Raw genomic sequence first — 21954 nt, 5'->3', positions numbered from 1 at the left:
TGCCCCGGCGCACCGTGCTGATTTGCGACGAGTGCGTGAAAACAATGAGAAGGTGCATGCTGGAACGACGTGCACCAGATAATGGAACGATTCGGATGGCTGAACCGAGAAAAATCATCATCGACACGGACCCTGGCCAAGACGACGCTGCCGCGATCATGCTGGCCTTCGGCAGCACTGAAGAGATTGACGTGCTGGGCATCACCACCGTCGCGGGCAATGTGCCGCTGTCTTTGACAAGCCGCAACGCGCGCATCATCTGCGAGCTTTGCCAGCGCGCCGACATCAAGGTCTTTGCCGGCGCCGACCGGCCGATCGCCCGAAAGCTGGTCACCGCCGAGCACGTGCACGGCAAGACGGGCCTCGATGGCCCGACGCTTCCTGAACCGACGATGCCGCTGCAGGCTCAGCATTCCGTCGATTTCATCATCGAAACGCTGCGACGCGAGCCGGCAGGCACAATCACGCTCTGCACGCTCGGGCCGCTGACCAATATCGGCCTCGCCTTTCAGAAAGCGCCCGACATCGTGCCGCGGATCCGCGAACTCGTGATGATGGGCGGCGGATTCTTTGAGGGCGGCAACATTACGCCAGCTGCTGAATTCAACATCTATGTCGATCCGGAAGCCGCCGATATCGTATTCCGCTCGGGCGTGCCCGTCGTCATGATGCCGCTCGACGTGACACACCAGCTCCTGACCCGCAAGGACCGCGTCAAGCGCATGGCCGAAATCAGCACCGCGCCTGCCAAGGCGATGGTGGAGATGCTGGAATTTTTCGAGCGCTTCGACATAGAAAAATACGGCTCGGACGGCGGTCCGCTGCACGATCCGACCACGGTCGCCTACCTCCTGAAACCTGAGCTCTTCAAGGGCCGGGACTGTAACGTCGAGATCGAGGTCGCGTCGGAGCTGACTGTCGGCATGACCGTCGTCGACTGGTGGCATGTGACAGACCGCAAGCGCAATGCGAAGGTCATGCGCTACGTGGATGCCGACGGCTTCTTCGATCTGCTGATCGAGCGCTTTGCGCGAATATAGCCTGCAAACGAAGACTGATGTGAAAAAGGCCGCCGATGCGGCCTTTTTCAATTGTCAGGCATTCTCTTTGTTTCAGGCGTCCTTCTCGTCCAGCACCGAGTTGGCCTCGGCTTCCACGAGTTTCGGACCGCCCTTGGCGACGCCGACCATGGCCGGGCGCAGCACGCGCTCGCCGATGGAGAAGCCGGCCTGTACGACCTGCACGACCGTGTTGTTCGGCACTTCGGTATTCGGCACCTCGAACATCGCCTGATGGAAGTTCGGGTCGAACTTCTGGCCGACCGGCTCCAGCTTGCGAACGCCGTGGCGCTCCAGAGCCGAGAGCATGGAACGCTCGGTCATTTCGACACCTTCGATCAGCGTCGTCAGACCGGCATCAGCCGTTTCCTTCACCTCAGCAGGAATGGCATCGAGCGCACGGCGCAGGTTGTCCGAGACGGCCAGCATGTCGCGGGCGAAGCCTGCGACGGAATAAGACTTGGCGTCTTTGACCTCGCGCTCTGTGCGGCGGCGCAGATTGTCCATTTCGGCAGCGAGCCGCAGGTAGCGGTCGCGCAGCTCGGTATTTTCGGCCTTCAGAAGCTCAAGCGGATCGGGCTCGCTTGCGGCAGCTTCTTTCACGGCTTCATTTTCGACGTTTGCGGCAGCGTCGGCTGCGGCTTCTGCCGCAGTTGCGTCAGGTCCGTTCTGCGTCGTTTCATCGGTCATGACGGTCTCCGGTTAGTGTCTTCTCAGATGCGCCCGATATCGATGTTTGGCCGGAAAAAATCAAGTCTGCGTGACGAAGAAGCGAAGATTCGAGCGGTTTTGCGAAGTATTTCAGAGAGAACCGCGCGAAAGGCGCGAAACGAGCTGGGCGGTATAGTCCACCATCGGGACGATACGGGAATAATTGAGCCGGGTCGGGCCTATGACACCGACAGCGCCGACGATGCGGTCATCATCATCGCGATAAGGTGCGACGATTAATGAAGAGCCCGACAGCGAGAACAGCTTGTTTTCCGAGCCGATGAAGATGCGCACCCCCGGCCCGCTTTCAGCTAGGTTCAGGAGTTCGATCAAGCTGTCCTTCTTCTCCAGGTCGTCGAAGAGCAGGCGCAGCCGGTCGAGATCTTCCGCACCCACGCCTTCCAGAAGGTTTGCGCGGCCACGGATGATGAGCTGTGCCGGTTTGGTCTCGTCCGAACTGCCGGCCCATACGGCAATGCCGCGTTCCACGAGATCCCGCGACAGCGCATCAAGTTCATGGCGAACTTCGTCTTTCAGGCGGCTCAATTGCAGACGCAATTCCGGCAACGTCTGCCCGGTCATGTGCGCATTGAGAAAATTGGCAGCTTCGGTAAGTTGCGAAGAGGTGACGCCCGCAGGCAGCTCGATAATGCGGTTTTCCACCTGGTCGTGATCGCCGACAAGAACAGCCAGCGCCTTGGTCGGTTCCAGACGGATGAACTCGACATGTTTCAAGACCGGATCGCTCTTGGAAGTGATGACGAGGCCGGCACCGCGCGAGATGCCCGAGAGCATGCGGCTTGCCTCGTTCATCATCGATTCTACCGGATTGTCGCGGCTTCCAGCCCGAACCTGGCGGTCGATGCTGGCCCGCTCCTCGACTGAGAGATCGCCGACCTGCATGAAGGCATCGACGAAGAAGCGCAGTCCAACCTGGGTCGGCAGGCGGCCGGCGCTGACATGCGGAGAATAGATAAGCCCGAGCTCCTCCAAATCGCTCATGACATTGCGAACGGAGGCAGGCGACAGCGACATGGGAAGAAGACGCGAGAGATTGCGAGAGCCGAGCGGCTCGCCATGCTCCAGATAGCCTTCGACGATGCGCCGGAAGATTTCCTTCGATCGTTCATCCAGCGCGGCCACGGCATCCGAAATTGATGTCGACCTGTAGCTCATGAACTTTCGCACCCGCACTGAATGATGTGAGGGAAATATAGCCAATCTGCCCCCGTGGCAAAAGGGAATTTGCAAATGCTCGCAGCCAATCGTAGAAGCTGGCGACGATACATGCATGCATGACACCGCCCGAGAAGCGCTCACGCTTTTCGGCATGATGTTTCAGGAGAAAAGAATGCGGCCTTCAGGCAGAAAAACCGACCAGATGCGCAAGGTCTCCTTCGAGCGCAATTTTTCCAAGCACGCGGAAGGCTCCTGTCTGGTGAAGTTCGGTGACACGCATGTGCTCTGCACGGCGAGCTTGGAAGACAAGACTCCTCCGTGGCTGCGCAACACCGGCAAGGGCTGGGTCACCGCCGAATATGGCATGCTGCCGCGCGCGACCGGCGAACGCATGAAGCGCGAAGCCGCCGCCGGCAAGCAGGGCGGCCGCACGCAGGAAATCCAACGCCTCATCGGCCGCTCGCTGCGGGCCGTTGTCGACTTGGCCGCGCTTGGCGAACGCCAGATCACGCTCGACTGCGATGTCATCCAGGCGGATGGCGGCACGCGCACGGCCTCGATCACCGGTGGCTGGATTGCGCTTTATGACTGCCTGCGCTGGATGGAAACGCGCAACATGATCAAGGCCGACCGCGTACTGAAGGATCATGTCGCAGCGATCTCCTGCGGGATCTTCGCCAAGCAGCCGGTGATCGACCTCGATTATCTCGAAGATTCCTCGGCCGAGACCGATGCCAATTTCGTCATGACGGGCGCCGGCGGCATCGTGGAGATTCAGGGCACGGCAGAAGGCACGCCTTTCAGCGAGGAAGAATTCTCCTCACTGATGGGCCTTGCCAAGGCAGGCATTTCCGAACTGGTCGACTTGCAGAAGCAGGCGATCGCCTGAGGCTTTCTTCAAGCCTTGCTAGTGAATTTCCTCGTCCCTGCTTCCGGGGGCAAGGCCGGACAAAGGGCGGGTAATGGCGCACCCCATCGAAGGCATTCTTGAAACTGCGCTCTACGCAACCGATCTCGATGCGGCCGAGGCCTTCTACGGGACTGTGCTCGACCTCGAGAAGATCGCACGTTCAGGCAACCGCCATGTCTTCTTCCGTTGCGGACCAGGCGTGCTCCTGATCTTCAACCCGGAGGAAACGGTGAAGCCACCGGCACCCGACAGCCTGCAGGTTCCGCCACATGGCACCACCGGAAAAGGTCATGTCTGCTTCAGGGTTCCGGGAGACAGTCTCGATGCGATGGCGGAGAAGCTGAAAGCCGCCGGCATCGGCATCGAATCCGAGGTTCACTGGCCGCAAGGCGGCCGATCGATTTATTTCCGCGATCCCTCGGGCAATAGCCTGGAATGCGCGGAGGCGAAAATCTGGGGCATGGGATAAGGATATTTTATGCGTAAGCTTGAAACCAAGACTATCGTCGTCGCCAGCCATAATCAGGGCAAGATCCGCGAGATCCAGGATCTGATCGGGCCGCTCGGCTTCACCGCGAAATCGGCCGCCGAACTGAATTTCATCGAGCCTAAGGAAACCGGGACCACCTTCGAGGAGAATGCCACGATCAAGGCGCTTGCCTCGGCTCAAGCCTCCGGCATGCCCGCACTATCAGACGATTCCGGCCTCGTTGTCGATGCACTCGGCGGTGATCCCGGCGTCTACACTGCCGACTGGGCAGAGACCGGCAATGGCACCCGCGATTTCGCCATGGCTATGGAGAAAATCGAAAACGCATTGGAAAAGGCCGGCGCCACGAAGCCCGAGCAGCGCACAGCGCGTTTCGTCAGCGTGCTCTGCCTTGCCTGGCCGGATGGTCACACGGAGCTTTTCCGCGGCGAGGTGGAAGGCGCCGTCGTCTGGCCGCCGCGCGGGACGCAAGGTTTCGGCTATGATCCAATCTTCCAGCCGGAAGGTTATGATGAGACTTTCGGCGAGATGAGTGCGGAGGAAAAGCACGGCTGGAGTATCGGCAAGCCGCAGGCGCTGTCGCACCGCGCCCGGGCCTTCAAGCTCTTTGTCGAAACCTGCCTGGAAGCATAAGGCCAAGCTTTGAACATGATCGAACCGCCTGCGCTGATGCCCGATGCAAAGCTTCTGCCCGATACCGGCGAGCCCGGTTTCGGGGTCTATGTGCATTGGCCTTTCTGCGCGGCAAAATGTCCCTATTGCGATTTCAACAGCCATGTCCGCCGTCAGCCGGTCGATCAGGAGCGCTATGTCGCGGCGTTCCTGAAGGAGATCATGGCTGCCCGGATCATGAGCGGGCCAAAGACGGTCACCAGCATCTTCTTCGGTGGTGGCACGCCTTCGTTGATGAAGCCGGAAACGGTCGCCGCGATCATGAACGGCATTTCACGGCATTGGCATGTGCCTGAAGGTATCGAGATCACCATGGAGGCCAACCCCTCCAGCGTCGAGGCTGACCGCTTCCGCGGCTATCGCGCTGCCGGCGTCAACCGCGTCTCGCTCGGCGTGCAGGCACTGAACGATCACGATCTCAAATTCCTCGGACGACTGCATGACGTTGCCGACGCACTGAAGGCGATCAGGCTGGCCCGCGACATTTTCCCGCGCATGTCCTTCGACCTGATCTACGCCAGGCCGAACCAGACGGTGGAGGAATGGGAACGCGAATTGAAGGAAGCGATCTCTTATGCCGTCGATCATCTTTCGCTCTACCAGCTCACCATCGAGGAGGGCACGCCCTTCTACGGCCTCCACAAGGCGGGAAAGCTGATCGTACCTGATGGGGACCAGTCCGCCGCACTCTATGAGGTCACGCAGGAGATCACCGAGCGGGAAGGATTGCCTGCCTATGAGGTGTCAAATCATGCCCGGCCCGGCGCCGAGAGCCGCCACAACCTCACTTACTGGCGCTACGGCGATTATGCCGGCATCGGCCCCGGCGCGCATGGGCGCCTGACGCGCGGGCCAGAAAAGATTGCGACGGCAACGGAACGCAAGCCGGAAACCTGGCTAGAACTCGTCGAACGCGATGGGCACGGTCTCATCGAGCAAGAGCGTCTCGGTTTCGATGAGCAGGCCGATGAATTGCTGCTGATGGGACTGCGCCTGAAGGAAGGCGTCGATCTTGCCCGGTGGCAGCAGCTTTCCGGCCGCGATCTCGATCCGAAGCGCGAAGAATTTTTACTGGAACACGGCTTCATCGAGCGGATCGGCAATTCCCGCCTGCGCTGTACGCCGGCAGGCATGCTGATCCTCGATTCCGTCGTCGCTGACCTCGCCTGCTAGAGCACCCCTTAAATTTCGAAACGCGGGAATGATCTATTCCCTTTGCTTTTACACAATTCCAGGTGCAAAATCGCCGCCCACTTAAGCTGGAAGTGCTCTTTCCGCGTCAGGCAGCGTGCCTCTTTCTGAAATTGACGAGCCGTCCATCGATCGCCGCAAGCCCGGCCGCAATCAGTGCCATGCCGATCAGATGCTTGATCTGCATTTGCTCGCCGAGTGCTGCGGCGCCAAGCAGGATCGCACTGACGGGGATCAGAAAGGTCACCAGCATCAGATTCGTAGCGCCCGCCGTCGCCAGAATACGGAAGAAGAGCACATAGGCCACCGCGGTGGAGAGGATCGCGAGGCCGAGCAGCGCCAGCCAGGTTTCGCCAGAGGGTATATCGAGCGTCCAGGGCCGATCAACGATCAGCGCGATCGGCAGCATCAGCACCGTGGAAGCGGTCACCTGCCCGGCGGCCGGAATGAGCGGAGCAAGGCCCATCCGGCGGAACCGCCGTCCCCAGATGCCGGCCAGCGAATAAGAGAAGGCCGCACCAAGGACCGCGAGCTGGGCAAGCACATTCGAGCCGAGATCCTTCAAGGCGTCGAAACCAATCATATAGGCCACACCGGCGAACCCCACGATCACGCCGAAGAGACGGTTGGCCGTCAGCTTTTCATCCGCTGTCAGCACATGGGCGACAACCACGGCAAATAGCGGCGTCGTGGCGTTGAGGATAGAGGCGAGACCGCTCGCAATATGGGTCTGACCCCAGACGATCAGACAGAAGGGAATCATATTGTTGAGGAACCCCATGCCGAAGAAAGCGATCCAGCTCTGCCTGTCGCGCGGCATCGTGTGGCCCATGGCGCGCACAATCAGATTGAGTGCGATAGCGGCAAGCAATACACGGCCGGTCACGATGGTGAAAGGTGGCAGCGCCTTTACGAGAATGCCGTTGAAGAAGAAGGAGCCGCCCCAGAGAAGCGACAACACAAGCAGCATGACCCATTCTGCTGCTCCCATGGACTTCTGAATGGACATGACAGCTCCTTCGTCGAGTTTTGCTAAAGCGTTCCCTCCGGCTCGCCTCTATGGATTTGCCAGACATATCAACTTTTATTAGTATTCCTTGCCGTCTGACAAACGAGCATTTCTCCTGGCATGATTGAGCTGAACTAAACCATGATCGATCCACTGCCGTCGCTATCGGCTCTGCGCGCCTTCGAGGCGACCGCACGTCATCTCAGCATGACGCAGGCCGCGCACGAACTGCACGTCACACCCGGTGCCGTCAGCCTGCAGATTCGCGATCTCGAGGCTTCACTTGGCGTTTCGCTGTTCGAACGGCGGACCCGGCAAATTCTGCTGACGGCGGAGGGCAGGGATTATTTCGCCACCCTGCGGACCGCCTTCCAGCTCGTGCGCGAGGCGACGGCCTCGCTGACTGCGCGGCGGCGCGGCAATGCGCTGACGCTCACCTGTACGGCAGGCTTCGCAACGCACTGGCTATTGCCGCGGCTTCAGCGCTTCGAGGACACGCATCCTGATATCGATGTTCGTATCAGCGCCTCCCATCGCATGTTCGATTTCGAGCGCGATGGCATCGACCTCGCCATCCGCCACGGGCTCGGCGGTTATGAAGGATTGATCAGCGAGCGGCTGGTGGATGATGAGCTGGTACCGGTCTGCACGCCCGCGCTTGCGGCGGCCCTTGGCGCCGATCCTTCGCCCGATCTGCTTGCGGGATATCAGCTCATCCACGACGTCTACCGCCGCGACTGGCAGCTCTGGCTGGCTGCAGCGGGCGCCACCAAGGTGGACGCCGCCCGTGGCCCGATCTTCAGTGACGGCAACGGCGCCTTCGAGGCGATGAAATCGGGTTTCGGCGTGGCACTGATGCGCCGTTCCTTCATCGAGAAGGAGCTTGCCGAAGGACGACTCGTCGCGCCGTTCCCACTGGGACTCACGAGCAAGCTTGCCTACCATCTGGTTTATCCGGGCACAGCACTGGAGCGCCCGGCGGTCGCAGCCTTCCGTCGCTGGCTGCTTTCAGAAGCGAAAGCCTAGCCTCTGCTTGCGGCACCTGCCTTGAACAAGCTGCCCGTCGGTGTCTTCAGGAACATGTCCAGCGGAATGTGTTCCTGATGCAGGAAGCCAGCAGCCGGCAGCAGGCCGTCGCGGACCATTTCGATGACCGCAACCACCGATGCCGAGGTCGTCCAGGCGATTGCCGTACGTCGGGCTCCGGCAATTTCGATCGGGTGATACGCGCGCACGAACTCTTTACGGCGCAGGGCGCCATTGACCGTGCCTTCAGCCGCGACATGCACATAGACGACGTCGTCATCAACCGGCGGCTTGGCGTTGGTCAGAATCTCGCCGGCGAGCTGACGGCGGTCGCGCATCAGGAGCTCATGGAAGAAGAAATTCATCAGCTCCATGTGGCCGGGATAACGCATCGTCTTGTAGTCGAGGTTGTCGACCTTACCGAGCATGGTGTCGCACATGGTCCCGAGGCCGCCGGAGGTCGTGAAGGCCTCTAGCTTGACGCCGCCAACATAGATCGTCTCGTGCCATTCCATCGGCGAGACAAGCTTGCGCACGCCCCCCTCGATAACCTCGCAATCGTTCAGATATTCATTGACCACGCCCTCCGGCGACCAGTTGAAGGCATAGCCCAGAAGGCCGGTCGGATGTTGCGGCAGAGCGCCGACGCGCATGCGGATAGAGCGGCAGCGATCGAAGCCATCGGCAAGGCTTGCGCCGACGATGCCAACGAATCCTGGCGCCAGGCCGCATTGCGGCGCCATCAGTCCGCGGGCAGTCTTGGAAAGCTCGATGATGAAATTGGTGGTCGGTACATCCTCGGTCAGATCGAAGTAGTGGATGCCTGCAAGATGGGCAGCCCGCGCCAGCTCGATATTCAAATGATAGGGTAGGCAGGAAAGAACCGCCTCGACGCTCGACAGCAGCTCGCCGACCACCGAGCCGTCGGTGATATCGCCAGCCCGGCATTTGAACGGCAGGTCACCCACGGGCAGTTGCGCATCGACACCAATAACCTCGAAGCCACCCTCATGCAAAAGCGTTGCCGCCAGCCGCCCGACCTTGCCCAGGCCGATCACGGCAATCCGTTCAAAACTCATTGATGTCCTCCCGAATGCCGACGTTCGTTGCCGGCGTATTTTTCACGTGAGGGCTGTATAGAATAAAACGCTTATAAAAGAAAACAGCCGGGACTTCTCCCGGCTGCCGGAACGCGATGATTGTACACCGCTTATTCGTTGATGAGGCGCTTCAGAAGCTCGATCTCATGTGAAAGCTTCGTATCTCCCGTGATCAGTTCCTCGATCTTGCGCACGGCGTGCAAAACCGTTGTGTGATCGCGTCCGCCGAAGCGGCGGCCGATCTCCGGGAAGGAGCGTGGCGTTAGCGTCTTCGCCAGATACATGGCGATCTGGCGCGGCTTGACGATGACGCGCGTGCGGCGATTCGAGACCAGTTCCTGGCGCGAAACGTTGTAGTGACGCGCGACGATACGCTGGATGTCCTCAATACGTACACGACGCGGCTCGCCGGAACCGACGAGATGAGCCAGCAGCTCGTCCACGCGCTCGATCGACAGGTTCGGCTCGAAAGAGCGACGGAAGATCAGCTGGTTGAAGGCACCTTCCAGTTCGCGGCCGCTCGCAGTGATGTTGCGGGCGACATGCTGCAGCAGCTCGGCCGGGATTTCCAGTGACGGATCCTCCAGGCGTGCGGCCGTCAGACGACGCTTGAGGATTTCAAGACGCATCTCATAATCCGGGGCATCGAGCTCGATCGCCACGCCGCCCTGCAAACGCGAACGAACGCGCGGATCGAGCGATTCCAGTTCCCACGGCGCACGGTCGGCTGCGACGACGACCTGCTTGGCGCTGTCGAGCAGCATGTTCAACAGGTGGCAGAACTCATGCTGGATCATCTTGCCCTGCAGGAACTGCATGTCGTCGATAATCAGAAGATCGATGTTGCGCAGCGAGTCCTTCAGCGTCAGCGCGTCGTTGTCGCGGATCGCTGTCGCGAAGCGCCACATGAAGTATTCGGCCGTCAGATAGACGACGCGCAGGCCACGCGGGTTCTGTACCGCAGCATTGGCGATCGCCTGCAGCAGATGGGTCTTGCCGAGGCCGACTGTCGCATGAAGGAAGAGCGGGTTGAAGCGCACGGCGCCCTGACCTGCTTCCGCAATGGTCTTTGCGGCGGCGAGCGCCACACGGTTGGAGCTGCCCTCAACGAAGGTGTCAAAGGTGAAGCGGGAATCCAGCGGCGAGCCGAAGAGCGGCGAACCGACACTTGCCGGGCGCGCCGCAGCGGCGGCCGAAACCGCCTGCTGAACGATCTGCCCCGCCGGCTGGGCGGATGCCGGCCGGCGAAGCTGGGTGGGCTGGGCCACCGGCTCGACGGCAACTGCCTCGTCCAGCGCCTTCACGCCAGTGCGCGTTGCCGTGCGCACAAGGATCTCGACCTTCAGGATTTCGGGATCTTCAACCTGGAAGAGGCCAACAATGAGATCGAGATAGCGATTGTTGATCCACGATTTCAGAAAGGTCGTGGGAACGGTGAGACGAACGACACTCTTGGAGACCGAATGAAGCTTGAGCCGTGCGAACCAGCTTGCGTAGACGTCGGGGCCGACTTGTGCCTTCAGACGCGCGCTGACGCGGTCGAAGAGAACGCCATGCTTCATCTCGCCCTTTTCTTCCGTTGCGCTCAGGTCAATGGAACCGAAAGACTGCGGTGCAGCTTCCCCGTTATCCAGCGCACCCGTGGTCATCGAATTCATCTGCATAATGCCGCCTTTCATTTCCTCGGGCGGTCATTCGTTGACAGCCGCCCGATCATTCCCCGCTTTGACAAAGCCGGCGGCATCCTCATGATCCGCCCGGCATGCCGGTTCACTCAAACACTGTCTCTTTCGAGACTGACACAGAGCCCCTGCGGCGGTCGCGGTCATGCGACAACCGTTAAACGCTCTATGTCAGGCTGGCGGCCGATCCTCGTTTTTCGCCCGCAAGCCCGAACGCAATGTTACACTTTCCCCTGCCCTTCTCCTGGCCTCGCGCAATACGTGCGGCCGCGGAGCGCACAAAACGTCCCCGCCCCGTGACAGCCACGTCACGGTACAATGCCGTCGAGTGCGTGAGAAAACGGAAGCTGTCTGCTCCGTCGCAAGTGACACAGTACCATCATCCTGCCGACGTGGCAGTTTGGACTGACTTCTGCAGGTGATGTCCGCGCCCTTTGCTGGACGCCATTTAGGCAGGATCAAAAGGCAAGATCAACGATGAATTTTACGCAAAATTTACAGGCGGCCATTGACTCCGGCGGCCCTTTTAGGGCGTCACACCACCGTCAAAAAAGAATCGCTTTTGAATCAAGGAGATTCCCCAAGTGGGGTATTTTGGACACGCATAAAAAGAAAAAAGAAAAAATCTGCTTGACTCATTTGGGGCCACGGGCTGGGTGACCAGAGTCGCAAGCCTTAAAAAGATCCTTGCGTAAACCATTGTTTTGAAACAATTTTTCCTGTCATTCCCCTGACACGAAATCGTCTCCGGATTAACCATACCCGAGCCACGTGGTTGAATCGAAAAAGCCCGGTAAAATTACCGGGCTAATCATAACGAGCAATTCGTTAATGAGATATTTAGGCGTTCGCGGAAGCCGAAAGAGCCTTCACACGAGCAGCGAGGCGTGAAACCTTACGGGATGCAGTATTGGCGTGCAGAACGCCCTTGCTCGCGGCGCGCGCCAACTCGGGCTCAGCGGCGATGAAGGCTTCTTTTGCCTTGGCGGCATCACCAGCGGCGAGTGCCTCTTCGACCTGGCGAACGTAGGTGCGAACGCGCGAACGGCGAGCCTTGTTGACTGCGGTGCGGCGTGCGATCTTGCGGGTCGCCTTTTTCGCCGAAGTTGTATTGGCCATGGATGCCTCTCTCAAGAATTCGAACAAAACTCCGCCATTGCCGCGCTGGCCCTGCGGCCACTCAATTCAGCAATACGGGAGCATTAGCGGAAAACCTGCGCGGCTTTCCGAACCGTGGGCGGGCATATAACGCTAAAGCTCACCCGCGTCAACGCGCATTTTCAAGGAAACGCGCCTTTCCCGGCAGCATCCGCTCACCTGTTCTTGAAGGCCGGTTTGCGCTTTTCGATGAAGGCGGCCATGCCCTCTTTCTGGTCCTCGGTCGCAAAGAGGCTCTGGAAGAGGCGGCGCTCGAAACGTAGGCCCTCCTCCAGCGTCGTCTCAAAGGCGCGGCTGACTGCCTCCTTCGCCATCAGCACTGAAGGATGCGACAGCGATGCGACCTTGGTTGCTGCCTCCAGCGCCTCATCCAGCAGCCTCTCGGGCGCCACCACACGTGAAACGAGTCCCGCGCGCTCGGCTTCCGCCGCATCCATCATCCGGCCGGTCAGGATGAGGTCCATCGCCTTGGCCTTGCCGACCGCCCGCGTCAGGCGCTGCGAACCACCGATGCCGGGAATGACACCGAGGGTGATCTCCGGCTGTCCGAACTTTGCGGTTTCAGAGGCAATGATAAAGTCGCAAAGCATGGCAAGCTCACAGCCGCCACCGAGCGCAAAACCGCTGACGGCGGCGATGATCGGCTTGCGGGCCTTGGCGATCTCGTCCCAGCCGCTGATGAAATCGCTCTTATAGACTTCGGCGAATTCGAGCGGCTGCATTTCCTTGATATCGGCGCCGGCGGCAAAGGCCCGCTCGGAGCCGGTCAGCACGATCGCGCCGATAGCCTCATCGGCATGAAAGGCCGCATAGGCCTGCTTCAATTCCTTGAGCACGGTCGAATTCAGCGCATTCAGCGCCTGCGGCCGGTTCAACGTGATGAGGCCGACATTACCGCGGGTTTCGACAAGAAGTGTTTCATAGGCCATGGCGCTCTCCTATTTCTGGCAGGCGACACAATAGAAGGTGGAACGGCCGGCCTGCACGATGCGCGAGACCGTACCGCCACAGCCCGGTGTGCGGCAAGCAAGACCTTCGCGATCATAGACGGAAAAGGAATGCTGGAAGTAGCCGAGCGAGCCGTCCGTCTGGATATGGTCACGCAGCGACGATCCGCCCGCAGCGATCGCATCGGCGATGACATCGCGAATAGAGCTGACCAGCAGGTTCAGCGCCTCTTTCGGCTTACCTGCCTTGGTCACCAGCGTGCCGGCTGCGCGCGTCGGCAACAGATGCGCCCGCCAGAGCGCCTCGCAGACATATATATTGCCGAGCCCGGCGATGTTCTTCTGATCGAGCAACGCGCTTTTCAGCGGCTGTGCCTTGCCGTCGAAACGCTCAGCCAGATAGTCGGCCGACAGTTCGTTGCCGGTCGGTTCCGGCCCTAGGCCGAACAGAAAGGGATTGGCATCGAGTTCGGAGCGGTCGGCGATGTCCATGAAGCCGAAGCGGCGCGGGTCATTATAGATGACGCGGCGCGGGCCGCCCTCCCCTTGCAGATGGAAGATAGCGTGATCGTGCTTCTCATCCTTGGAGCGCTCGTGGTGGAAATCGCCAGGCGTGGCCGTCACCGGCCCCTGTTCGATGCGAAAGGAGCCGGACATGCCGAGATGGGAGATGATCGTCCTGCCGCTGTCGAGATCGAACAGCAGATACTTGGCCCGCCGTCCGAGGCCGATGATCGTGCGGCCGGACACCTGGCTCTCGAAATCGTCCGGGAAAGGAAAGCGCAGGTCGCCCCGGCGCAATTCCAGTCTTTCGATATGCGCGCCTTCCATTGCCGGCGTCAGGCCGCGCTTGACTGTTTCGACTTCTGGCAATTCCGGCATCTTAACCCATCTATATCTAACGTGTTTCAACCGCTAGCGATGTGCGCTATAGCGCCAACGTGCCGCGGGCGGACCGTGGCCCACAGATAGCGCTGCCGCCACACTTTCGCTATGGTCGCCGCGCCGAATTCTTGATGTGAACGGAGTAGCTTGATGCCAGACAGCCGGACCTCCGCCGATGGCGGCATGGAAACATCCTACGGCTTCCGCGAGGTGCCGACCGGTGAGAAGCAGGGCCTCGTCAACGAGGTCTTCCACAAGGTCGCCAAGCGCTATGACATCATGAACGACGTCATGTCCATGGGCATGCACCGCGTCTGGAAAGACGCCATGATTGCCGCTCTGAACCCGCGCAAGGAGCCCGGCTACAAGGTGCTCGACGTTGCCGGCGGCACGGGTGATATCGCCTTTCGTATCGTCGAAGCATCGAACCGCCAAGCGCATGCGACCGTGCTCGACATCAACGGCTCGATGCTCGGTGTCGGCGCCGAGCGGGCGGAAAAGAAGAAGCTTTCGGACAATATCACCTTCGTGGAAGCTAATGCCGAGGACCTTCCTTTCGAGGCGAACAGTTTCGATGCCTATACGATCGCCTTCGGCATCCGCAACGTGCCGCGGATCGAGGTCGCTCTCTCGGAGGCCTATCGCGTGCTGAAGCGGGGCGGCCGTCTGCTGGTGCTCGAATTTTCGGAAGTGGAGCTACCGGTTCTCGATAAGGTCTATGATGCCTGGTCGTTCAACGCCATTCCAAAATTCGGCAAGGCGATCACCGGTGATGCCGAGCCTTACCAGTATCTGGTGGAATCGATCCGCAAATTCCCGAACCAGGAGAATTTCGCGGCAATGATCCGGACAGCCGGCTTCTCGCGCGTGACATACACGAATTATACCGGCGGCATCGCAGCGCTGCATTCCGGCTGGAAGCTCTGATCCGCATGAGCGCTTTCGGGGCATATTTCAGGCTCGCAAGGGTCGGCTGGATTCTCGTGCGCGAGGGCGTTATTTCGGCGCTGCCTTCGGAGGGCCTACCGCCATCCGTCAGCCTGGCGAAATCCTTCGTCGGCATGTTCGCCCGCAGTCGCAGCAAATATCAGAAGCGCAGCGACCGATTGGCGAAAGCCGTCGAGCGGCTCGGGCCGTCCTATGTAAAGATTGGTCAATTCCTCGCGACGCGTCCTGATGTCGTCGGCGTCGAGTTCGCCGACGACCTGTCGCAGCTTCAGGACCGGATGGCCTTCTTCCCGGCGGCAGCGGCCAAGGCGAATATCGAAGGCTCGCTCGGACGATCGATGGCCGACCTCTACGCGAGCTTCGGCGATCCGATTGCAGCGGCTTCCATTGCGCAGGTGCATCCGGCGGAGGTCGATACGCCGACAGGACCCAAGAAGGTTGCCGTGAAGGTCGTGCGGCCCGGTGTCCGGGCGCGGTTTGCCCATGATATCGAGGCGATGTATCTCGTCGCCCATATGCAGGAACGCTTGATGCCGGCCAGCCGACGCCTGCGGCCGGTGGAGGTGACAAAAACGCTGGAACAGACCACAAAGGTGGAGATGGACCTGCGCCTTGAGGCCGCCGCCCTTTCAGAGATTGCCGAGAATACCGAAAAGGATCCGGGCTTCCGCGTGCCGAAGGTGGACTGGGAACGCACCGGCCGCGACGTCATTACCATGGAGTGGATCGACGGCGTCAAAATGTCCGATGTCGAAGGGCTGCGGGCTGCCGGCCACGATCTCAACCAGCTTGCGGACACGCTGATCCAGTCATTCCTGCGCCATACGCTGCGCGACGGCTTCTTCCATGCCGACATGCATCCGGGCAACCTCTTCGTCGATTCCGACGGCATGATCGTTGCCGTCGACATGGGCATTGTCGGGCGTCTCGGGAAGAAGGAGCGCCGCTTCCTTGCCGAGATCCTCTACGGCTTCATTACCCGCGACTATGTCCGGGTGGCGGAAGTGCATTTCGAGGCAGGTTATGTACCTGGCCACCACAATGTCGAGAGCTTTGCCCAGGCGATCCGCGCGATCGGCGAGCCGATCCATGGCCAGCCGGCCGAAACCATCTCCATGGGCAAACTCCTGACGCTGCTTTTCGAGGTGACTGAGCTTTTCGACATGCAGACGCGGCCCGAGCTCGTGATGCTGCAGAAGACGATGGTCGTCGTCGAAGGCGTCTCGCGTATGCTCAATCCGCGTTTCAATATGTGGAAGGCCTCCGAGCCCGTTGTCGGCGACTGGATCAAGAACAATCTCGGTCCGAAGCGCATCGTCACCGATCTCAAAGACGGGCTGAAGGCCGCCGTGAAGCTTGCCGAAGCCGCGCCCGAAATTGCCGCTCAGACCGAAAAATTCCACCATCAGCTTCTGCATATGAGCGAGCACGGGTTGCGCTTCGACGAACAGACCGCCGAGGCCATAGGCAAGGCGGAAGCACGCCATAACCGCTCTGCGAAAGTGGCACTCTGGATCATTGCGCTCACGCTTCTCTATATTGCCTGGATACTGAGTTGATGGGACGCCAACAAAAGCATGATGTGTTCGGCATTTGGGATATCCCGTCAGGCATGAGGCTCGCTTAGTCTCGCCTCTATGGAGATGAGCACATGAAGCACGAACGGCCGGGAATAGAACTGAGCGGCCAGCCATTCAGCTTTGCCGAGATGGTGCGGATCGGGTCCGGCAAGGTTGCGCTTTCAGCCTCTGATATCGGCATGCAGCGCGTGAAGATCGCGCGCACGATTGTCGAGGATGCCATCGAATCCGGTATGCCGGTCTACGGGGCGACGACAGGCGTCGGCGCCATGAAGGATGTCGAATGGTCACCGGAAGATCTTGACGCTTTCAACCTCGGTCTCGTGCGCGCCCACCACTTCGGAACCGGCACACCTTTTTCCTGCAATGTCGTGCGCAATGCGATGGCGATGCGCGTCAACACGGCGCTGACGGGCCAGGTCGGCTGCACCCCTGACCTCATCGACGCGTATATGCGGATGCTGAAGGCGGACATCATTCCAGTCGTGCGCCGCACTGGCTCGATCGGCTGCGCCGATATCGGACTGATGGGCCAGATCGGCGCGGTGCTGACGGGCGTCGGCGAGGCGATCTATCGCGGCAACCGTATGCAGGCGGCCGAAGCCTTCCAGGCCGCCGGCATGGAGCCAGTGAAGATGGCGCCACGCGACAGCCTCGCCTCGCTCAGTGTCAATGCCGTCAGTTTTGCCGCTGCCGCCGAGACGACGCGCAATGCCGCGGCCTCCATCCGCATTCTGCTTGCCACAGGCATGATGGCGTCTGGCGCGCTTGGCGCTTCGCGCGATCCCTGGCGGGCCGTGCGTCATGTCGGCACGGCACGGGAAGCGCTGATCGGCGCCTGGCTGTGCAATGCCTCGGACGAATGGGAATGGCCGGTCGCAACGCATGTGCAGGATGCGCTCAGCCTGCGCATGATCGCCCAGGTATTCGGTGCCGTTATCGAAAACCTGCTTTCGACGGGCCACAAGATCCTCGCCGCGACGGGTCGTTCCGACGACAATCCCGTCGTCGTCGAGGGACGGGTGATGACATCGGGAGGCTCCCTGCCGCTCGACGTGACCATTCTGCTGGAATCGGCGGCACTCTGCATGGCACATGCGGCGCGAAACGCCTTCAACCGCTGCGTCCTGCTCGGCAACGGCCAGCGGCGCGGCCTGCCGGTTAATCTCGTGCCTCCCGGCCGCATCGCGACCGGCTTCGGACCGATCATCAAGCTCGCAGGCGAGATCTTCTCGCGCGTACTCTCCATGTCAAATCCGGTTTCGGCGCAATCGCTCGTCGTTGCGGCCGGTCTCGAGGACGAGGCAGCCTTTCTGCCGCTCGTCATCGAACGTTTCGACCGGCAGATGCGAGCGCTGAAGCGTCTCGCCGCATTGGAAGCCCTGCTTTCGGCACAGGCGATCGATATTATCGGCGACACGCCGAAGGGCGTTGCCGGCATGCTCTATGAGGTCGTGCGTAAACATGCGGACTTCTACACGGTCGATCGGCCGCTTTCGGCCGAGGTCGAGGCGATCGAAGAGGAACTCGGCTCTGACGCGTTCCTCTCCAAGCTGATCGAGCAGGTGCCGATCGCCTCTTTTGACGATTTCTTCGCGCTCGGGTCGCTCGAGCGCATCGAGGAGCGACTGACGCAGGAAACAGTCATCATCTGAATTTCGAACCTACCGAGGGAGACGCGGCATGGATTTCGATCTCGTTCTGCAGGGCATAGTGGTGCTGCCGGAGCGTATTGTCGAGGGCGGCTATGTCGCCGTTTACGACGGAAAGATCGGCGAAGTTGGCATCGGCGTGCCGCCGGCGGCCAAAGAACGGCACCTGCTCGGCAAGGCACTGATCCTGCCGGGCGCTATCGATGCGCAGGTCCACTCGCTTTCCCAGAAGGACCAGGAGGATTTCATCTGGTCGACGCGCTCGGCCGCTGCCGGCGGCGTCACCACCATCGTCGACATGCCTTATGACGAAGGCAATCTCGTCTGCTCAGCCGAAGCGGTGAAGAAGAAGGTCGATCATGCCGGCCCGCAGGCGCGCGTCGATTTTGCCCTCTACGGCACGGTCGATCCCGCGGAGGGCGCTGCCCGCATCGCCGAGATGGTGGCGGCAGGTGTTGCCGCCTTCAAGTTTTCTACCTTCGGCACCGATCCCAAACGTTTCCCGCGCATTCCGCCCGCCCTTCTCGAAGCCTGTTTTGCGGCCATCGCCCCAACTGGGCTGACGGCCGGTGTGCACAACGAGGATGACGAGGCGGTCCGCACCTATATGGAGCAGGTGAAGGCAAGCGGCATTACCGACTGGCGCGCCCATGGCCTGTCGCGCCCGCCGATCACCGAGCTGCTTGCCATGCACACGATCTTCGAGACCGGCGCCAATACCGGCTGCCCGTCCCATGTCGTGCATTGCTCGCTCGGACGCGGTTACGACATCGCGCGGGCCTATCGCCGCGACGGCTTCGAAGCGACGGTGGAATGTTGCATTCATTACCTGACGCTCGATGACGAAAACGACGTAAAGCGGCTTGGCGGTAAGGCGAAGATCAATCCGCCGGTGCGACCGCGCGCCGAAGTCGAGACGCTCTGGCGCAAGGTCGCCGAGGGCAATGTCTGGCTGGTTTCGACCGATCACGTGAGCTGGTCGGAAAATCGCAAGACCAATCCCGACATGCTTGCGAATGCGTCTGGCGTCCCCGGACTCGAGGTTATGGTACCGCTCTTCGTCAAGGGCGCCTTGGAGCGAGGCATTCCCCTGACCTGGGCGGCAAAGCTGATGGCCGAAAACCCGGCTAAACATTTTCGTCTCGACCATATCAAGGGCGCGCTCACACCTGGCAAGGATGCCGATATCGTCGTGCTGGAGCCGAAGGAAGCCGTCTACGACGCCTCGTCCAGCGGCAACAATGTCGTCGGCTGGAGCCCTTATAACGGTATCCGCCTGCCGTGGACGATTTCGGCAGCCTGGCTGCGCGGTGAAAAGATTACCGAAGGATCGAAGGTCCTGGCCGAACCCGGCGCCGGTCGTTTCGTGCGCCCGCTTCCACGAAAGGTGCTGGCATGAGCCGCAACCTGCGCGTCAATCCCGGCCGGATTTCCGCCGATATCGAAGCTCTTTCCGCCATCACCGAGCCGGGGTATCCGTGGACGCGACGGGCCTTTTCACCGCTTTTCCTCGAAGGCCGCGCCTATCTTGAGGGGCGCATGCGGGCGATCGGCCTCGATACCCGTATCGACGCATCGGGCAATCTCATCGGCCGACGCGAAGGCGCAAAGCCTGGCTCGGGCATTATCATGCTCGGCTCCCATTCCGACACTGTGCCCGACGGTGGGCGCTTCGACGGCGTTGCCGGCGTCGCTGCGGCGCTCGAAGTTGCGCGGGCGCTGCGTGAACAAGAGATCCATCTCGACCATGATCTGGAGATTGTCGATTTTCTGGCCGAGGAAGTCAGCATCTTCGGCGTTTCCTGCATCGGCAGCCGCGGGATGACCGGGCAATTGCCGCAGGCATGGCTGTCTCGCAGCGTCGATGGCCGGGAGCTTGGAGAGGCGATAGCCGAGGTCGGGGGATCACCAGGCGTCCTGACCCATGAGAACAAGCCGGATATTGCCGGTTTCCTCGAACTGCATATCGAGCAGGGTCCTGTTCTCGAAAACGAGCGCAAGGATATCGGCATCGTCACCGCGATCTCGGGCATCACCCGCATTGAAATCACCGTCGAGGGTCGCGCCGATCACGCCGGCACGACGCCGATGGATTCGCGTGCCGATGCGCTGGTTGCCGCTGCGCAGATCGTGCTCGACATCCGCAATGCCGCAAGCGAGCTTGCCAAGACGCCCGGCCATTTTGCAGCGACCGTCGGCGAGTTTCGCATCGAGCCGAATGCCGCCAATGTCGTGCCGTCGCGTGTTGTATTGCTGATCGACGCGCGCGCCGAAATCCGCGCGGACATGGAGGCCTTCTGCCGCTGGCTGGACGGCCATACGGAAAAACTCGCTTTGGCCTTTGGTGTGACGATCGCACCGCCCAACCGCATCTCCGACAATTCCCCCACACCGAGCGATGGGGGCCTGCTCTCGATTTTGGAACGGGCCTGCGAGACCGTCGGTGCCAAACACCGCTTCATGGCCTCGGGTGCGGGCCACGACACGGCCTGGATCGCCCGCGTTGCGCCGGCTGCGATGATCTTCGTGCCTTGCAGGGAAGGCCGCAGCCACTCGCCGGATGAATGGGCTGAAAATGACGATATAGCGCTCGGCGCCGCCGTGCTTTTCGAGGCGGTGCGCGAGATGGACAGGACACTTACGACGGAGAAGGATAATGGGACGCATACTGGTTGAGAAGGACGTGGAGGCCGCCGTCAAGGGCGGTTCCGTCTATGCGGCCGGCGGCGGCGGCTGGGCCGATCATGGCCGCATGCTCGGTTATGCTGCCGTCAATGTCGGCAAACCGGAACTCGTCTCCATCGAGGAACTCGGCGACAACGACTGGATCGCCACGGCGGCAGCGATCGGCGCACCGGCGTCCACCACACCCTGGGAAATGCAAGGCATAGACTATGTGAAGGCCGTGCAGCTTCTCCAGGAGGCGCTCGGCGAAAAGCTGTCAGGGCTCATCATCGGCCAGAACGGCAAGTCCTCGACGCTGAACGGCTGGCTGCCTTCGGCGATCCTCGGCACCAAGGTCATTGATGCGGTCGGCGATATCCGCGCCCATCCGACAGGCGACATGGGATCGATCGGTATGGCGGGTTCGCCGGAACAGATGATCCAGACGGCAGTCGGTGGCAATCGTTCGGAGAACCGCTACATCGAACTCGTCGTCAAAGGCGCGACGGCGAAGATTTCGCCGGTGCTGCGGGCGGCGGCGGACCAGTCCGGCGGCTTCATCGCCAGCTGCCGCAATCCGCTGCGCGCCTCCTATGTCCGCAGGAATGCCGCACTCGGCGGCATCTCCATGGCGCTGAAGCTCGGCGAGGCGATCATCGAAGCGGAAAAGCGCGGTGGTTCGGCGATAATCGATGCGATCTGCAAGACGACAGGCGGCCATATCCTCGCCGAGGGTACGATCACCAAGAAGGATGTCGTCTACACCAAGGAAGCCTTCGACATCGGCACGATCACGGTCGGCGCCGGCGACAAGGCCGTGACGCTGCATGTGATGAACGAATATATGGCCGTCGACGATGCCGACGGCAGGCGCGTCGCAACCTTCCCGGCCGTCATAACCACGCTCTCCGAGGAGGGCGAGCCGCTCTCCGTGGGGCAGCTCAAGGGCGGCATGCATGTCTTTATCCTGCACGTGCCGAAGGACATCATTCCGCTGTCGGCCAGCGTGCTCGATCCGACCGTCTATCCGCCTGTCGAAAAGGCGATGGGTATCGAGATAGCACGCTATGCACTGGAGACGAGGGCTTGAGC

Annotated in this window: 20 protein-coding genes; 12 read left to right on the top strand and 8 right to left on the bottom strand. The window is 60.9% G+C overall.

Annotated features, from left to right (window positions below; all coding sequences use genetic code 11):
• Nucleotides 1-95 precede the first annotated feature (95 nt).
• Nucleotides 96-1040, top strand: a complete 945-nt coding sequence (locus FHT78_RS16690; RefSeq protein WP_183746119.1) for a nucleoside hydrolase — start codon at nucleotides 96-98, stop codon at nucleotides 1038-1040.
• A 72-nt stretch (nucleotides 1041-1112) separates the two neighbouring features.
• Here the strand turns inward: FHT78_RS16690 and grpE are convergent, their stop codons facing one another.
• Nucleotides 1113-1748: a nucleotide exchange factor GrpE gene (gene grpE, locus FHT78_RS16685; protein ID WP_183746116.1), complete on the bottom strand. Its 636-nt coding sequence runs from the start codon at nucleotides 1746-1748 to the stop codon at nucleotides 1113-1115.
• Between the two features lie 111 nt (nucleotides 1749-1859).
• A complete protein-coding gene (gene hrcA / locus FHT78_RS16680; protein WP_183746114.1) occupies nucleotides 1860-2945 on the bottom strand; it encodes a heat-inducible transcriptional repressor HrcA in 1086 nt (361 codons plus the stop codon).
• 175 nt (nucleotides 2946-3120) lie between these two features.
• On the opposite strand from hrcA, the gene rph reads away from it, so the two are divergent.
• The 4 genes from rph to hemW all read left to right on the top strand — a co-directional run bounded on the left by rph (nucleotide 3121) and on the right by hemW (nucleotide 6193).
• Nucleotides 3121-3837: a ribonuclease PH gene (gene rph, locus FHT78_RS16675; protein WP_183746111.1), complete on the top strand. Its 717-nt coding sequence runs from the start codon at nucleotides 3121-3123 to the stop codon at nucleotides 3835-3837.
• A gap of 73 nt (nucleotides 3838-3910) precedes the next feature.
• Nucleotides 3911-4327 (top strand): VOC family protein, encoded by a 417-nt coding sequence (locus FHT78_RS16670; protein ID WP_183746107.1) that lies wholly within the window; start codon nucleotides 3911-3913, stop codon nucleotides 4325-4327.
• A 9-nt stretch (nucleotides 4328-4336) separates the two neighbouring features.
• Nucleotides 4337-4981, top strand: coding sequence for an RdgB/HAM1 family non-canonical purine NTP pyrophosphatase (rdgB, locus tag FHT78_RS16665; RefSeq protein WP_183746104.1), 645 nt, complete (start codon nucleotides 4337-4339; stop codon nucleotides 4979-4981).
• 15 nt (nucleotides 4982-4996) lie between these two features.
• Nucleotides 4997-6193, top strand: a complete 1197-nt coding sequence (gene hemW / locus FHT78_RS16660; RefSeq protein ID WP_183746101.1) for a radical SAM family heme chaperone HemW — start codon at nucleotides 4997-4999, stop codon at nucleotides 6191-6193.
• Between the two features lie 106 nt (nucleotides 6194-6299).
• Here the strand turns inward: hemW and FHT78_RS16655 are convergent, their stop codons facing one another.
• Nucleotides 6300-7220, bottom strand: a complete 921-nt coding sequence (locus tag FHT78_RS16655; RefSeq protein ID WP_183746099.1) for a DMT family transporter — start codon at nucleotides 7218-7220, stop codon at nucleotides 6300-6302.
• A gap of 141 nt (nucleotides 7221-7361) precedes the next feature.
• Between FHT78_RS16655 and gcvA the strand changes: the two genes are divergently transcribed.
• Nucleotides 7362-8246 (top strand): transcriptional regulator GcvA, encoded by an 885-nt coding sequence (gene gcvA, locus FHT78_RS16650; RefSeq protein WP_183746096.1) that lies wholly within the window; start codon nucleotides 7362-7364, stop codon nucleotides 8244-8246.
• On the opposite strand, the gene FHT78_RS16645 is transcribed toward gcvA, so the two are convergent.
• The 5 genes from FHT78_RS16645 to mutM form a co-directional block, all read right to left on the bottom strand.
• Nucleotides 8243-9325: a saccharopine dehydrogenase C-terminal domain-containing protein gene (locus tag FHT78_RS16645; RefSeq protein WP_183746094.1), complete on the bottom strand. Its 1083-nt coding sequence runs from the start codon at nucleotides 9323-9325 to the stop codon at nucleotides 8243-8245. The two genes, gcvA and FHT78_RS16645, sit on opposite strands and share 4 nt — an antisense overlap.
• 131 nt (nucleotides 9326-9456) lie before the next feature.
• A complete protein-coding gene (gene dnaA / locus FHT78_RS16640; RefSeq protein WP_183746091.1) occupies nucleotides 9457-11010 on the bottom strand; it encodes a chromosomal replication initiator protein DnaA in 1554 nt (517 codons plus the stop codon).
• Nucleotides 11011-11868: 858 nt separating this feature from the next.
• Entirely contained in the window at nucleotides 11869-12147 is a 279-nt protein-coding gene (rpsT, locus tag FHT78_RS16635) for a 30S ribosomal protein S20 (protein WP_007814867.1), read from the bottom strand.
• A 194-nt stretch (nucleotides 12148-12341) separates the two neighbouring features.
• A complete protein-coding gene (locus tag FHT78_RS16630; RefSeq protein WP_183746088.1) occupies nucleotides 12342-13115 on the bottom strand; it encodes an enoyl-CoA hydratase in 774 nt (257 codons plus the stop codon).
• A 9-nt stretch (nucleotides 13116-13124) separates the two neighbouring features.
• Entirely contained in the window at nucleotides 13125-14015 is an 891-nt protein-coding gene (gene mutM, locus FHT78_RS16625) for a bifunctional DNA-formamidopyrimidine glycosylase/DNA-(apurinic or apyrimidinic site) lyase (RefSeq protein WP_183746085.1), read from the bottom strand.
• Between the two features lie 153 nt (nucleotides 14016-14168).
• Here mutM and ubiE point away from each other — a divergent pair, with 153 nt between their 5' ends.
• From ubiE to FHT78_RS16595, 6 genes are all read left to right on the top strand, one after another.
• Nucleotides 14169-14945 (top strand): bifunctional demethylmenaquinone methyltransferase/2-methoxy-6-polyprenyl-1,4-benzoquinol methylase UbiE, encoded by a 777-nt coding sequence (ubiE, locus tag FHT78_RS16620; RefSeq protein ID WP_183746082.1) that lies wholly within the window; start codon nucleotides 14169-14171, stop codon nucleotides 14943-14945.
• A gap of 5 nt (nucleotides 14946-14950) precedes the next feature.
• Nucleotides 14951-16525, top strand: coding sequence for a 2-polyprenylphenol 6-hydroxylase (ubiB, locus tag FHT78_RS16615; protein ID WP_183746079.1), 1575 nt, complete (start codon nucleotides 14951-14953; stop codon nucleotides 16523-16525).
• Nucleotides 16526-16617: 92 nt separating this feature from the next.
• Nucleotides 16618-18201: an aromatic amino acid lyase gene (locus FHT78_RS16610; protein ID WP_183746077.1), complete on the top strand. Its 1584-nt coding sequence runs from the start codon at nucleotides 16618-16620 to the stop codon at nucleotides 18199-18201.
• A gap of 28 nt (nucleotides 18202-18229) precedes the next feature.
• On the top strand, nucleotides 18230-19597 hold the full coding sequence (locus tag FHT78_RS16605; RefSeq protein ID WP_183746075.1) for an amidohydrolase family protein: 1368 nt from the start codon (nucleotides 18230-18232) through the stop codon (nucleotides 19595-19597).
• A complete protein-coding gene (locus FHT78_RS16600) occupies nucleotides 19594-20874 on the top strand; it encodes a Zn-dependent hydrolase (protein WP_183746073.1) in 1281 nt (426 codons plus the stop codon). Before FHT78_RS16605 ends, FHT78_RS16600 begins: the two co-directional genes overlap by 4 nt.
• A complete protein-coding gene (locus FHT78_RS16595; protein ID WP_183746071.1) occupies nucleotides 20855-21952 on the top strand; it encodes a DUF917 domain-containing protein in 1098 nt (365 codons plus the stop codon). The genes FHT78_RS16600 and FHT78_RS16595 overlap by 20 nt, the downstream gene beginning before the upstream one ends.
• Nucleotides 21953-21954 lie beyond the last annotated feature (2 nt).

This window comes from Rhizobium sp. BK196 (assembly GCF_014193255.1).
In the GTDB taxonomy this organism is placed as follows: domain Bacteria; phylum Pseudomonadota; class Alphaproteobacteria; order Rhizobiales; family Rhizobiaceae; genus Rhizobium.
This window is presented reverse-complemented; position numbering and strand designations above follow the sequence as displayed.